This is a genomic window from Photobacterium sp. Alg240-V54 (assembly GCF_900537155.1).
In the GTDB taxonomy this organism is placed as follows: Bacteria; Pseudomonadota; Gammaproteobacteria; order Enterobacterales; family Vibrionaceae; genus Photobacterium.
Genome location: NZ_UNRL01000012.1, coordinates 38,953 through 53,922, shown reverse-complemented (window position 1 = coordinate 53,922; position 14,970 = coordinate 38,953). Strand labels below are relative to the sequence as shown.

12 protein-coding genes are annotated in these 14,970 nt (G+C 43.1%); 11 read left to right on the top strand and 1 reads right to left on the bottom strand.

The features are described from left to right. Positions 1 to 58 precede the first annotated feature (58 nt). Entirely contained in the window at positions 59 to 2,839 is a 2,781-nt protein-coding gene (gene barA / locus G6R09_RS18440; RefSeq protein WP_163923953.1) for a two-component sensor histidine kinase BarA, read from the bottom strand. A gap of 120 nt (positions 2,840 to 2,959) precedes the next feature. Between barA and rlmD the strand changes: the two genes are divergently transcribed. The 11 genes from rlmD to G6R09_RS18385 all read left to right on the top strand — a co-directional run bounded on the left by rlmD (position 2,960) and on the right by G6R09_RS18385 (position 14,970). After that, positions 2,960 to 4,300 carry a 23S rRNA (uracil(1939)-C(5))-methyltransferase RlmD gene (gene rlmD, locus G6R09_RS18435; RefSeq protein ID WP_065167883.1) on the top strand — a complete coding sequence of 447 codons (1,341 nt, stop codon included), beginning with the start codon at positions 2,960 to 2,962 and terminating at the stop codon, positions 4,298 to 4,300. A 47-nt stretch (positions 4,301 to 4,347) separates the two neighbouring features. Further along, a complete protein-coding gene (relA, locus tag G6R09_RS18430; RefSeq protein ID WP_065167884.1) occupies positions 4,348 to 6,585 on the top strand; it encodes a GTP diphosphokinase in 2,238 nt (745 codons plus the stop codon). A gap of 72 nt (positions 6,586 to 6,657) precedes the next feature. Beyond that, positions 6,658 to 7,467, top strand: a complete 810-nt coding sequence (gene mazG / locus G6R09_RS18425; RefSeq protein WP_065167885.1) for a nucleoside triphosphate pyrophosphohydrolase — start codon at positions 6,658 to 6,660, stop codon at positions 7,465 to 7,467. Positions 7,468 to 7,689: 222 nt separating this feature from the next. Next, positions 7,690 to 9,330, top strand: a complete 1,641-nt coding sequence (locus G6R09_RS18420; RefSeq protein WP_065167886.1) for a CTP synthase — start codon at positions 7,690 to 7,692, stop codon at positions 9,328 to 9,330. An 80-nt stretch (positions 9,331 to 9,410) separates the two neighbouring features. Beyond that, positions 9,411 to 10,715: a phosphopyruvate hydratase gene (gene eno / locus G6R09_RS18415; RefSeq protein ID WP_060999801.1), complete on the top strand. Its 1,305-nt coding sequence runs from the start codon at positions 9,411 to 9,413 to the stop codon at positions 10,713 to 10,715. Between the two features lie 306 nt (positions 10,716 to 11,021). After that, a complete protein-coding gene (ftsB, locus tag G6R09_RS18410; protein ID WP_065167887.1) occupies positions 11,022 to 11,300 on the top strand; it encodes a cell division protein FtsB in 279 nt (92 codons plus the stop codon). 37 nt (positions 11,301 to 11,337) lie between these two features. Next, on the top strand, positions 11,338 to 12,045 hold the full coding sequence (gene ispD, locus G6R09_RS18405) for a 2-C-methyl-D-erythritol 4-phosphate cytidylyltransferase (RefSeq protein ID WP_163923978.1): 708 nt from the start codon (positions 11,338 to 11,340) through the stop codon (positions 12,043 to 12,045). Further along, complete coding sequence (ispF, locus tag G6R09_RS18400; protein ID WP_065167889.1) at positions 12,045 to 12,518, top strand: 2-C-methyl-D-erythritol 2,4-cyclodiphosphate synthase; 474 nt, start codon at positions 12,045 to 12,047, stop codon at positions 12,516 to 12,518. The genes ispD and ispF overlap by 1 nt, the downstream gene beginning before the upstream one ends. 37 nt (positions 12,519 to 12,555) lie before the next feature. Next, on the top strand, positions 12,556 to 13,611 hold the full coding sequence (gene truD, locus G6R09_RS18395; protein ID WP_065167902.1) for a tRNA pseudouridine(13) synthase TruD: 1,056 nt from the start codon (positions 12,556 to 12,558) through the stop codon (positions 13,609 to 13,611). Further along, on the top strand, positions 13,589 to 14,338 hold the full coding sequence (gene surE, locus G6R09_RS18390) for a 5'/3'-nucleotidase SurE (protein WP_065167890.1): 750 nt from the start codon (positions 13,589 to 13,591) through the stop codon (positions 14,336 to 14,338). Before truD ends, surE begins: the two co-directional genes overlap by 23 nt. 2 nt (positions 14,339 to 14,340) lie before the next feature. Continuing rightward, positions 14,341 to 14,970, top strand: coding sequence for a protein-L-isoaspartate(D-aspartate) O-methyltransferase (locus G6R09_RS18385; RefSeq protein ID WP_065167891.1), 630 nt, complete (start codon positions 14,341 to 14,343; stop codon positions 14,968 to 14,970).

Genomic DNA, 14,970 nt, shown 5'->3' with positions numbered 1-14,970 from the left:
TTTATAACTTTTTAGAGCTATAGTGCGGTGCCACTATGTTGTATTAATCAGCAACAGATTAACGCCGGTATTGCTTTGACGCTTTAACGACATTATCCATTTCATCGATCAACTCAAGCAGCTCTGGTTCAATATCTGCCATTATGGTATTGGCTTTTAATTCGCTCTCAATAGTATGGCAGAGGTATTTTAGCCGTGGGACACCACTGTAAGCACAGCTACCATGTAATTTATGGATTGATGGCCACAGTTCAACCGCTTTACCATCCAGCGCTTCATTAACCAGTAATTCGACCTCAGGCATGTAATCAAGCAGCATCTGTAACATATCTCGCGCCAGATCTTGTTTGCCTGCCGCTTGCTTTAGCGCTAATGACCAATCAAAACTAATGCTATTGTCGATAGCCTGTGGCGCGGTTAGCGCGAGTTGATTTGCTTTGCTTGCGACGGGAGCAGTTAGCTGGGCGCCTGAATGGTGGCTTGGCGTGATCCACTTTGCCAGAATTTGTTGCAAAATATGCTCTTCAATTGGCTTGGTGAGGTAATCATCCATACCTGCATCAATTAACCGCTCACGTTCTCCTGCCATAGCATGAGCTGTAACTGCAATAATTGGCGTAGTATGGTTAAGCTGGGTCTTATGGATTTCTTGGCAAGCAGTCACGCCGTCCATTTCTGGCATTTGAATATCCATAAAGATCAGATCAAATGCTTTTTGATGGGCATATTCGACCGCTTTTTTACCACCGGTTGCGGTAATGACCGTCTCAACCCGCTCGCCAAGTAAGGCTGAAATCAGTTTTAAGTTAGCAGGGTTATCATCTACCGCCATCACAGTTAATGGCTGCACGGGTTCTTGTGGTGGCGCTAACACCGCTAATTCTGGTTCGTTATTTTCATCATTGTTATCACACAGTGCTTCAAATAATTTTCGCGATGCGATCGGTTTACCAAGGCAAAGTTCGACCCCAGTATTGGTGAGCTTTTCAGACAGAGCCAGCTCGGTGGTGGGTAAGCACACCAGAACCTTGTCGGCGATTTGTTCAGCTTTGAAAACGTGATCAAACAGTACTGCCGTTGGTGGTTGCTCACTTGGCGATAAACACAATAATGCAAAGTCATGCTGTTCAATATCATCAGGCATGGTTGAGCGGTAAGTAACATGAACACCGGCGTTAATTAGTCGCTGCTGTACTACTGAAGCTGCCTGCATATTAGGCTCAATCAGTAATAACTTTTTACCCATCAGTGATGAAGTATCAATTAATTGCGAGACAGGTAAGTCGGTTTTATGCATGCGAATGCTAAACCAGAAGGTTGAACCTTGATGGAGACGACTGGTTAAACTGACTTGGCCACCCATTTGACTCACCAGTTTCTGGGTGATCACCAAGCCTAGCCCCGTACCGCCATAACGACGCGATATGCTGGCATCAGCCTGACTAAAGGCTTGGAATAATTGTGCTTGTTGGCGCTCTGAAATACCAATACCGGTATCACGCACCATAAATTGCAGTTCAATATTATTCTCATGCTCAGATTTAAGCTCAACCGAGACATCAATATTGCCTGTTTCAGTAAATTTAACCGCATTACCAATTAAGTTGGTGACAACTTGTTGAATACGTAATGGATCACCAATTAAGCCAGGTGGAATACGGGTATCGATTTTAAGGGTTAATTCTAAGCCTTTCTCATGCGCACTTGGTGCCAATAAGCGCATTACATCATCAAGGGCGTCAGTGAAATCAAATGGAATATTTTCCAGTAATAATTTGCCGGCTTCAAGTTTTGAGAAATCCAAAATATCATTGATGATGGTGAGAAGGTTATTGGCTGAATTCTCAATCGTCAGCAGATAATCTTGCTGATTGGTATTAAGCTTGGTTTTGAGCATTTGGCGAGTAAAGCCAATCACACCATTGAGAGGGGTACGTAATTCGTGCGACATATTGGCCAAAAATTCAGATTTCACCCGTGCTGCTTCTTGAGCGCGTTTTTTGGCGATATCTAACTCAACGTTTTGAATTTCAAGTTGCTCTAAGGTTTCGCGTAAATCAGACGTTGCCTGATCAATACTTTGCTGCATTTCAATATGGTATTCCGAGAGCGAGATTGCCATCGCATTGATACCGTTTTTAAGGGTATCAAGCTCACCTAATAATTGGCCTTCGATACGAATATCAAGATGACCACGACGAATTCTGTCAACCACGCTGATCATATGAGATATCGGGCGAGTAACATCCTGCATTAATCGATACGCAAACAGCGATGATAAACTTAAGCCAAGTAACAGTACCATTAAGGCGGTAAACACTTCTTGATATTGCTGTAATCGTAATGAGCTTAAATCGAGCTCTATGGCAATATAGCCCAGCGGTTTTCCTAATGAGCTAGCACCAGTATTGGCTCCAAATTGGCCTTCGGTCAAAATGGGGGTGCGTAAAATGAGGGTGTTATCGTTGAGCTGGGTATCTAATAATCGTGGAATAGGTTTGTCATCGGGATACATAAACGAGGCAAAATTGCGATGAAAGTTAGAGGTCGCAAAGATTTTATTGTGATCAGTAAATACCGCAATGCTACGAATAATATCGGAATGCTTGCGATGGGTATAACCAATCAAACGTCGAATTGCCTCGCGATTTTTTTCGGTCATACCATATTCTGCCGAAATAGCTAACGGCTCAATGATACTTGTTCCGGTCGAAATCAATTGATGTTCGAGATCTTGATAGCGGCTCATAGTGAAAAAAGCGCTTAATAACAAGCCGATTATCAGTGTAGGTGCTAATGTCAGGGTAAAGACCCTGGCACGAAGTCCATATTTGGTCATGGTTCTCTTAATTACAAGCAAGCGATTCTGTGGGAGAATTAGTACCTATCTATATTCCTAGTTTAATGACACTAGGACTATGCAACAAATACTCAATGTCTGAACGGTGAGCAAAACACTATGGCACGCTTTTTTAAGCCTCAAAAACGTAAAACTGACACCAAACATAAAGAAATTACTATTAATCGCTTAGATCACCATGGCGCTGGTATTGGTCATCTAAACGGTAAATCTGTCTTTGTGGATGGCTTACTTCCCACTGAAACCGCAGTGGTACAGTTAACGGAAGATAAAAAAAATTACGCTCGTGCTCGAGTGATTAAACGCCTTTCAGACAGTAATGCCCGTATTAAACCCCATTGTGCGATCTATGACCAGTGTGGTGGTTGTAATTTGCAGCATTTATCGCATCAAGGCCAAGTGATTGCTAAACAACAAGTGCTGAATGAGTTAATGGCAAAGTTTGCGGTCATTGATCAAGCAAGCTGCATTCAACAACCACCGATTATCAGTCAAGCTTGGCATTATCGTCGTTGTGCACGGATTGCGGTGCGCGTCGAAAATAATGGTCAGCTACAGTTTGGCTTTCGTAAAAAGCAAAGTAATGACATTGTTGATGTTAGCGCGTGTCCAGTATTGGCACAGCCATTGAATGAGTTGTTATTGCCTCTACGTGAGTTATTGCAAAACCTCAAAGGCCGCCGTTTTGTCGGTCATATTGAATTAACCGATGCGGATAATGGCTGCGTGGTGTTAATTCGTCATCTTGCGCCTTTTAATGCCGACGATAGCGCGTTAATTCAAGCCTTTGCAGTCCAACACAATATTATGCTGTTTTTGGCGCCAGAAACCGATGAACTAATCCACAGTTATGGTGACCAACCTTATTATGAGATTGAGGGGCTTAAACTGACCTTTTCACCAAAAGACTTTATTCAGGTAAATGGTGATGTAAATCGCAATATGGTCGCTCAAGCTATCGAATGGCTCGATGTTCAGCCCCAAGATAGGGTGTTAGATTTATTCTGTGGTTTGGGTAACTTTAGTTTACCGATGGCTCAGGGTGCTAAAGCTGTTGTCGGTGTCGAAGGCATTGATGAAATGGTGTTACGCGCCACTGACAATGCTCAAGTAAATGCGCGACACAATGCCACTTTTTATCAGGCTAATTTAGACCAAGATGTGACGAAATTAGTGTGGGCACAAGAGCAATTTGATAAAATTTTATTGGATCCTGCGCGTGCTGGGGCAGCAGGAGTGATGGAACATGTGGTTAAGCTTGCACCTCATAAAGTGGTGTATGTTTCATGCAACCCAGCCACATTGGCGCGTGACAGCCAAGTGCTATTACAACAAGGTTATCAATTAGAGCGTCTTGGTATGTTGGATATGTTCCCTCATACCGGACATTTAGAATCAATGGCACTATTTGTAAAGGTTCAAAAAAAGCAGAAAAAATAGCAACAGCAATTACATTTATTGCCATTAATAGTAAACAGGATAGAAACATGGTCGCAGTACGTGGAGCACATCTAAAACAAAACACGACATTTGAGCTCGCCTCATGGGTCGAAAGTTTACGTTTAGATGCAAAAACGTTTGGACGTTTAGAAGGAACTTACCTGCGTTGTCAGGAACTCATTGTTGATCAGGAAAATGGTGCGCTATTGTTATGGCGTGGCCGTGAAATGGTTGAGATTCTGGTAACGCTAAGCATGGATACCGATACTTTAATATCGGCAATGCTATATCCATTAGTTGAAGCGGGTTGTTATAGCCATGACCAAGTAAAAGAAGACTACAATGCCAACATCCTGCATTTAGTGCAGGGTGTCGAGCAAATGTGCGCCATTAGCCAGCTTAAATCGACTGCAGAAGAAGCGGCACAATCAGCACAAGTTGATAGTATTCGACGGATGCTGCTCTCAATGGTTGATGACTTCCGTTGTGTGGTTATCAAGCTGGCTGAGCGTATCTGCAATTTACGTGAAGTTAAAAATGAACCCGATGCTGTACGACGTGTAGCGGCTCAAGAGTGTGCCAATATTTATGCACCGCTCGCTAACAGGCTGGGTATTGGACAGTTGAAATGGGAAATTGAAGATTATGCTTTCCGTTATCAACATCCAGAAGTATACAAACAAATAGCCAAACAGCTTTCAGAGCGGCGTATTGATCGTGAAGGATACATCACGCATTTTGTTGATGATTTATCTGAAGCGATGCAGGCATCAAATATTCGTGCCGAAGTGCAGGGCCGACCAAAGCATATTTACAGTATTTGGCGCAAAATGCAGAAGAAGAGCTTAGAGTTTGATGAGCTGTTTGATGTGCGCGCGGTACGTATTGTGGCGGAAGAGCTGCAAGATTGTTATGCCGCATTAGGGGTGGTACACACCAAATATCGTCATTTACCCAAAGAATTTGATGACTATGTTGCTAATCCTAAGCCTAACGGTTATCAGTCGATTCATACGGTAGTGCTTGGCCCTGAAGGTAAAACAATAGAGATTCAGATTCGCACCAAGCAAATGCATGAAGAATCAGAGCTGGGCGTGGCTGCGCATTGGAAATACAAAGAAGGACCTGCGGCCTCTGGTGGTGCTCAGTCTGCGTATGATGAAAAAATAAATTGGCTGCGTAAATTGTTAGTCTGGCAAGAAGAGATGTCAGATTCTGGTGAGATGCTTGATGAGCTTCGTAGCCAAGTGTTTGATGATCGTGTCTATGCCTTTACCCCAAAAGGTGACGTGGTTGACTTGCCGTCAAATGCGACGCCGTTAGATTTTGCTTATCATATTCACTCTGAAGTGGGGCATCGCTGTATTGGTGCTAAAGTTGAAGGCCGTATTGTGCCGTTTACTTACCACCTGCAGATGGGTGATCAAGTTGAAATTATCACTCAAAAAGAACCAAACCCTTCTCGCGATTGGCTCAACCCGAATCAGGGATTTGTGACCTCAAGTCGTGCTCGCGCTAAAGTAAATGCCTGGTTCCGTAAACAAGATCGCGATAAAAACATTATTGCAGGTAAAGAGATCCTTGAGGCTGAGCTTACGAAAATTAATGCAACCTTAAAAGATGCTCACTCTTATGCCAGCAAGCGTTTTAATGTTAATTCGCCGGAAGAGCTTTACGCAGGTATTGGTAGTGGTGATTTGCGTATTAACCAGATTATCAATCACATTAATGCGTTAATTAATAAACCAACCGCTGAAGAAGAAGATCAACAACTGCTAGATAAGTTGTCTGAGGCCAGTGATAAAGCTTCTCACAATACCAAAAAACCACGCCGTGATTCGGTGGTGGTCGAAGGGGTTGATAACCTTATGACCCATTTAGCGCGTTGTTGTCAGCCGATCCCTGGTGATGATATTCAAGGCTTTGTCACTCAAGGGCGTGGTATTTCCGTTCACCGACATGATTGTGAACAACTAGAAGAACTGCGTCACCATGCACCAGAACGTATTATTGATACGGTTTGGGGTGGTGGTTTTGTTGGTAACTATACTATCACTGTACGAGTGACAGCTTCTGAGCGTAATGGTTTGCTTAAAGAACTCACCAACACCTTAATGAATGAGAAAGTCAAAGTTGCTGGTATGAAGAGCCGCGTTGATTATAAAAAGCAAATGTCGATCATGGACTTTGAGCTTGAGTTAACCGATTTAGATGTACTCAGTCGCGTATTGAGCCGTATTGAGCAAGTAAAAGATGTTGCTCAAGCTAAACGTTTATACGGCTAACGATGATAGGCAACATCAACTACAGAAATAGGTAGCCTCGGCTACCTATTTTTTTATATAAGGAAGACAATAATGACTAACAACACTGCCGTTGATATTGATAGTTTATTAAAAATCATGGCCCAGTTGCGCGATCCCCAACAAGGTTGTCCGTGGGATTTAAAACAAGATTTTGATTCAATCGTTCCTTATACCATTGAAGAAGCTTATGAAGTGGCTGATGCGATTGAGCAAAAAAATTGGGGTGATGTTAAAGAAGAGCTTGGTGACTTATTATTTCAAGTGGTGTTTTATAGCCAATTAGCCCAAGAACAAGGCTTGTTTGATTTTAATGATGTGGTTGCTGGTATTAGTGATAAACTCACTCGTCGTCATCCACATGTTTTTGGTGAGGCTGAATTTGCTGATGAAGCGGCAGTAAAGCAAAACTGGGAAGCAGAAAAAGCCAAAGAGCGCGCCGAAAAGGCACAAGATGAGAGTTTGCTTGCCAATATTCCATTAGCGTTACCCGCCCTGACACGAGCCAATAAAATTCAGCAGCGTTGTGCTAGCCAAGGTTTTGATTGGGATACGTTAGGTCCTGTGGTTGAAAAAGTACAAGAAGAGCTGGATGAAGTGATGGCAGAGGTAATTCAAACGCCTCAACAGCAACATAAGATCGCGGAGGAAATGGGAGATTTACTGTTTTCAGTGGTAAATTTAAGCCGTCATCTCGATGTAAAGCCAGAACATGCACTGCAACAAGCCAATAAAAAATTTGAGCGACGTTTTCGCCAAGTTGAAAAAAATGTGCTAGAACAAGGTAAGTCTTTAGACCAATGTTCATTAACTGAGCTAGATCTTGAGTGGAATAGAGTAAAGCAGCATGAATGCAAAAAATAACTATTCCCATTAAGAATTGCTATGTTATAAAGGTATGAAAACTTAGTGGTCAAAAGCAGCGAAATGGGGTGAAAACTAGGCGCAAATCACTTCCTTGATTTGAGACAAAAAAAATCTTAGGGGTGTGTGATAGTTTTCACGTTGTGGCGATAAATGGTGTCTGGTATACTAATTTCCCGTCCAGATACACTTTATCCTCTACACCAATCTTCCAGGTTTAACATGACAACGAATTATATTTTTGTTACGGGCGGAGTAGTATCCTCTCTAGGTAAAGGCATTGCTGCAGCATCTTTGGCAGCTATTCTAGAAGCACGTGGTCTTAATGTGACCATGATGAAATTAGACCCTTACATTAACGTTGATCCAGGCACAATGAGCCCTACTCAGCATGGTGAAGTATTCGTTACGGAAGACGGTGCAGAGACTGATCTTGACTTAGGTCACTACGAGCGCTTTATACGCACCAAAATGACTAAGCGTAATAACTTTACTGCTGGTCGCGTATACGCTGATGTTCTACGTAAAGAACGTCGTGGTGATTACCTAGGTGCAACGATTCAGGTTATTCCACATATCACTAACGAAATTAAAGATCGTGTGATTGCTGGTGCTGCGGGTCATGATATCGCGATTGTTGAAGTCGGCGGTACGGTAGGTGATATTGAATCACTACCATTTATGGAAGCTATTCGTCAGCTTGCAGTACAACAAGGTCGTGAAAACACCATGTTTATGCACTTGACGCTAGTACCTTATCTTGCTGCTGCTGGTGAAGTGAAAACTAAGCCAACGCAACACTCAGTTAAAGAATTACTTTCTATCGGTATTCAACCAGATATTTTGGTTTGCCGTAGTGATCGTGTTATTCCTGCCAACGAACGCGCAAAGATTGCGTTGTTCTGTAACGTGCAAGAAAAAGCGGTTATCTCAATGAAAGATGTAGATTCAATCTACAAAATCCCACAGCTTATTAAGGCACAAGGCCTTGATGACTTAGTATGTAAGCGTTTTGGTATTACTGCACCAGAAGCTGATCTATCTGAGTGGGAACAAGTTATTTATGAAGAAGCTAACCCTACTGCTGAAGTGACTATTGGTATGGTTGGTAAGTACATTGAATTACCTGATGCTTATAAGTCAGTCAACGAAGCACTTAAACATGCTGGTTTGAAAAACCGTATTTCAGTACAAATTAAATACATCGATTCTCAAGATGTTGAGTCTAAAGGTACTGAAGTACTTGCAGGTCTAGACGCAATTTTAGTACCTGGTGGCTTTGGTCATCGTGGTATTGAAGGCAAGATTCTGACGGCTCAATATGCACGTGAAAACAAAATCCCTTATTTAGGTATTTGTTTAGGTATGCAAGTCGCGTTAATTGAATTTGCTCGTAACGTAGCAAACATGGCGGATGCACACTCAACAGAATTTAGCGCTGAAACTAAACACCCAGTGGTTGGCTTGATCACTGAGTGGGTTGATGGCGATGGTAACGTAGAAGAGCGTACTGAAAAATCTGATCTTGGCGGTACAATGCGCCTTGGTTCTCAGTTATGTCATCTTCAAGATGGTTCAAAAGCACGTGAATTATACGCACAAGCGTCTATTCATGAGCGTCACCGTCACCGTTACGAAGTTAATAACAACTTGCTGCCTAAGTTAGAGAAAGCAGGTCTGAAAGTATCAGGTTTGTCTGCTGACAAGAAGCTAGTTGAAATTATTGAAATTCCGAACCACCCTTGGTTCGTTGCTGCACAGTTCCACCCAGAATTTACTTCAACACCTCGTGATGGACACCCATTATTTGAAGGTTTTGTAAAAGCTGCGGGTGTACATCACCGCGGTGAATCTGATAAGTAAGGATTACTGATAGCTGTAGCAGTTCTCGCTGCAGCTATTTTATTTAGCTTTTAATTTGAAGATAAAGCAGAGGAAACACAATGTCTAAGATCGTTAAAGTTCTAGCTCGTGAAATCATTGACTCACGTGGCAACCCAACAATTGAAGCTGAAGTTCACCTAGAAGGTGGTTTCGTTGGTATGGCTGCTGCACCGTCTGGTGCTTCTACGGGTTCTCGTGAAGCTCTTGAGCTTCGTGATGGCGATAAATCTCGTTTCCTAGGTAAAGGTGTTCTTAAAGCTGTTGCTGCTGCAAACGGTCCAATCGCTGAAGTACTAATGGGTAAAGACGCGACTGATCAAGCTGCAATCGACCAACTAATGATCGACCTTGACGGTACTGAAAACAAATCTAACTTTGGTGCTAACGCAATCCTAGCTGTTTCTCTAGCTAACGCAAAAGCAGCTGCTGCATCTAAAGGCATGCCTTTATACGAGCACATTGCTGAGCTAAACGGTACTGCGGGTCAGTTCTCTATGCCTCTACCTATGATGAACATCATCAACGGTGGTGAGCACGCAGATAACACTGTTGATATTCAAGAGTTCATGATTCAGCCAGTAGGTGCTAAGTCACTTCGTGAAGCTGTACGCATGGGTTCTGAAGTATTCCACAGCCTAGCTAAAGTTCTTAAGTCTAAGGGCATGAGCACAGCTGTAGGTGACGAAGGTGGTTTCGCACCAAACCTTGAGTCAAACGAAGCTGCTCTTAAAGCTATTCAAGAAGCTGTTGAAGCTGCAGGTTACGAGCTAGGTACTGATATTACTCTAGCTATGGACTGTGCTGCTTCTGAGTTCTACAACAAAGAACAAGGTATCTACGACCTTAAAGGTGAAGGTAAGCAATTCACTTCAGAAGAGTTTAACTACTTCCTGAAAGATCTTACTGAGAAGTTCCCAGCTATCGTTTCTATCGAAGATGGTCTAGACGAATCAGATTGGGCTGGCTTCAAGCACCAAACTGAACTACTAGGTGACAAGATTCAACTAGTAGGTGACGATCTATTCGTTACAAACACTAAGATCTTCGCTGAAGGTATTGAGAAAGGCATCACTAACTCAATCCTAATCAAGCTTAACCAAATCGGTTCTCTAACTGAAACTTTAGCTGCTATCAAGATGGCTAAAGACGCTGGTTACACTGCTGTTATCTCTCACCGTTCAGGCGAGACAGAAGACGCAACTATCGCTGATCTAGCGGTAGGTACAGCTGCAGGTCAAATCAAGACTGGTTCTATGAGCCGTTCTGACCGTGTTGCTAAGTACAACCAACTTATCCGTATCGAAGAAGCACTAGGTGAGCGTGCTGTTTTCAACGGTCTTAAAGAAGTTAAAGGCCAAGCTTAATTTCTAAGCCTATTATTGAGCTTGCTCAATTAGCCTAAATCAAACCGTCTCTTAGGAGGCGGTTTTTTTTTAAGTAAAAAAATGACTGTGCTACAAATATCGCTTAATCAATGATTTTTGGTTGATTTGTCAGCAAAAATGACACGCAGCTAGCACTGGAACAACTCAATAGCCATAATAGTGGTCACAATAAGCCGATTATGGGATTATTACCTTGCCGTAGCATCTATTCCAATTATTCACCGAGTGGTTGATTGGAATGTATATTGTTGGCATTAACATTTGCGCTGATTTTAAAGGGGAACCATGCGTCTGTTTATCATTATCCTGCTAGTGGTTTTAGCATGGCTGCAGTACGATTTTTGGGATGGTAAAAACGGTATGAATGAATATACCGCAGTAAAAGAAAGTGTTGCCCTTCAACAAGCGGCAAATACTGAATTACAACAACGAAACCAACAAATGTACGCAGAAATTAAAGATCTTCATGGTGGTAAAGAAGCAGTAGAAGAACGTGCGCGGAATGATTTAGGCTTAATCAAGCCCGGTGAAACCTTTATTCGTATTTTGGGTGATAATAATTAATTAGCCGCGTTTTCTGTTGTGAGTAATAAGTCTAATGATGACTGAAGAATTTATTGCCGTAGTACCAGCGGCTGGCGTTGGCAGTCGTATGGCGGCTGATCGTCCTAAGCAATACCTTTATATTGCAGGTAAAACGATTTTAGAACATACCGTAGATCGGTTATTGAGCTTAACGGAAATTACACGAGTCGTGATTGCCATCAGTGCAGATGACCCTTATTTTCCACAACTAGCGTTAGCTAATGATCCGCGAATTACTGTGGTTGATGGTGGCGCCGAACGGGCTGATTCAGTGTTTGCGGGCTTAGCCGCGATTGATAATGATAATGCATGGGTATTAGTGCATGATGCGGCGCGTCCTTGTGTGCGTTCAACTGACCTACGGGCATTGATCACCGCGGCGATCACCAGTGACTGCGGTGCAATTTTAGCCGCGCCAGTGCGTGATACTATGAAGCGTGGACTCCATCACTCAACGCCGCCTCAGATCAGCCATACGGTCGATCGCGACAACTTATGGCATGCGCTGACACCGCAAATGTTTCGCGTCGGGTTATTACGTCAATCGTTAACCTCGGCATTAGCGCAAGGCGCAACCATAACCGATGAAGCCTCGGCGTTAGAGTTTTGTGGCCATACACCACTGCTCGTTACCGGACGTAGCGATAATCTCAAAGTGACTCAGCCCGAAGATTTAGCCTTGGCTGAGTTTTATTTACAACTTTTATTAAAGGAACAACCTTAATGCGTATTGGTCATGGGTTTGATGTGCATAAATTTGGTGGCGCCGGTCCGGTTATTATTGGTGGTGTTGCAGTTCCTTATGAACAAGGTTTAATCGCCCATTCTGACGGTGATGTTGCTTTGCATGCTGTCTGCGATGCGCTATTAGGTGCGATTGGCGCTGGTGATATCGGCCGTCATTTTCCTGATACTGACGCCGAGTGGGCAGGTGCTGATAGTCGCTTCTTACTGCGTGATGTTTATAACAAAGTCAAAGCTGCAGGTTATTGTCTGGGTAATGTCGATGTGACGATTATTGCTCAAGCACCTAAGATGGCACCGCATATTGAAGCAATGTGCCAAGCTATCGCTGAAGATCTCGATACTGATATTACCAATGTTAATGTTAAAGCAACCACGTCTGAACGTTTAGGTTTTACCGGACGTAAAGAAGGTATTGCTTGTGAAGCCGTTGTTTTAATTAAAAAGGTATAACCCCACCATGTCGACAAATAACACCTCAGCTAACGTAATGGATTGTTTTAAGTGGTTGCATGATCAACCAACTTGCCAAGGAAGTATTAAGGCAAACCCACAAGATTTTATCGTTAACGAACAGCTAGGTTTTAGCTTTAGTGGTGCTGGTGAGCACTTGATGGTTAAAATTCGTAAAACTGGCGAAAACACTAAATACGTAGTCAATGAATTAGCCAAAGCGTGTGGTGTGAAATCACGAGATGTTAGCTGGGCTGGTCTTAAAGATCGCCACGCTGTCACTGAGCAGTGGATCAGTGTTCATTTGCCGGGTAAAGCCGATCCTGATTTAAGTCAGTTTGAAGCTGAGCACCCAGGGATTGAAGTGCTTGAGATGACTCGTCATGACAAAAAGTTACGCCCAGGTGATCTACAAGGTAACTGGTTTCAATTGCGCTTAACTGATTTAGATCAGCCGCAAGCATTAGCTGAGCGTTTAGAGCTTGTTAAGCAACAAGGTGTGGCTAACTATTTTGGTGAGCAACGTTTTGGTCATGGTGGTAATAACGTCATTAAAGCGCGCGCTTGGGGTAATAACGAGTTCCGTGTGCGTGATAAGAGTAAGCGTAGTTTTTACTTATCTGCTGCACGTTCATGGATGTTTAACCAAGTATTGTCAGCCCGTATCGAACAAAACCTCACCCGTGAAATAATGGTAGGTGATTGCCTACAAGCGGCGGGTGATGAGCGTACGTTTATTGCAGAAACAATTACACCTGAATTACAGCAGCAAGTTATGCAAGCTGAAGTGGCAATTACAGGTCCATTATTGGGCGATAATGCCTTACCGACAACAGCAGATGCACAAGCATTTGAACTGGCGATTGTGGAGCAAGAGCCAGCGTTAGTGGCACTCGTTCGTGACAATCGTATGCGTCATGATCGCCGCCCATTATTATTATTGCCGCAGAATATGCAATGGCAGTTTGATGATAACGGTGTGATCCTTTCTTTTGCTTTGCCTGCTGGTAGTTTTGCGACTTCGGTTGTGCGTGAGTTGATCATGCCGCTAGAATCAGAAGGTATGAATGATGAGAATACTGATCAGCAATGATGATGGTATTTTTGCTGAAGGAATAAATACCTTAGCCCGCGTCTTAGCAGACTTGGGCGAGGTAACTGTAGTGGCGCCTGATCGTAATCGTTCAGGCGCATCCAATTCATTAACGATTGATTACCCACTACGTATTCGTCAGCAAAGTAATAACAAGGTTGCAGTGCAAGGTACACCAGTTGATTGTGTTCATTTTGCGCTTACTGAATGGTTAGATGAGTTGCCTGATATTGTGGTAACTGGCATTAACCATGGTGCCAATCTTGGCGATGATGTGTTGTATTCAGGCACTGTTGCCGCAGCGACGGAAGGCTACTTTTTAGGTGTACCAGCGATTGCGGTGTCATTAGTAGGCGATAACCACTTTGACACCGCCGCTCAAGTGGTCAAAGTGTTGATTGAAAAAATGATCAACCAGCCATTAGCGACTCAAAAAATAATTAATGTTAATGTTCCCGATGTGCCGTTTGAGCAATTAAAAGGGTGGAAAATAACCCGTTTAGGTGCTCGACATCGTGCTGTCAGTATGATCAAAAAAACCGATCCTCGAGGTAATCCCTTGTATTGGTTAGGTCCTCCTGGTGACACACAAGATGCGGCAGCAGGAACAGATTTTTTTGCGATTGAACACGGAGAAGTATCGATCACTCCGTTGCAAGTCGACCTGACTGCGCATGATGCCATAGCTGGGTTAGAAAGCTGGATGCATGTTGTGGAGATCCGATAACTATGCGTTATCAGAGACAAGTTGATAATTTAATTGCACTATTAACCCAAAGAGGCATTACTGATCAACGGGTGTTGCGCGCGATTGCAGCAATACCACGTGAATTTTTTGTCGATGAAGCATTTTCTTATCAAGCGTATGAGAATAATGCGCTGCCTATCGGTAGTGGTCAGACAATTTCACAACCTTATATTGTTGCTAAAATGACGTCGCTATTAGCACTGACACCGCAATCTTCGGTGTTAGAAATTGGTACCGGTTCCGGTTATCAAGCATCAGTATTGGCACAATTAGTTGATCATGTTTATTCTGTAGAGCGAATTAAAGGCCTGCAATGGCAAGCAAAACGCCGCTTTAAGCAGTTAGAACTGTATAATATATCAACCAAACATGGTGATGGATGGCAGGGCTGGGAAAGTAAAGGCCCATTTGATGCTATTATTGTCACCGCCGCGCCAAGTGAGGTTCCCCAGAGCCTAAAAGATCAACTTGCTGATGGCGGTCGCTTGATATTACCCGTAGGTTATTCTGAACAAGTGTTAAAATTGATTGTTCGCAATGGCGAGCAGTTTATTGAAACGAATATCGAACCGGTTAAATTTGTGCCGTTAGTGGCTGGAGATTTGGCGTAA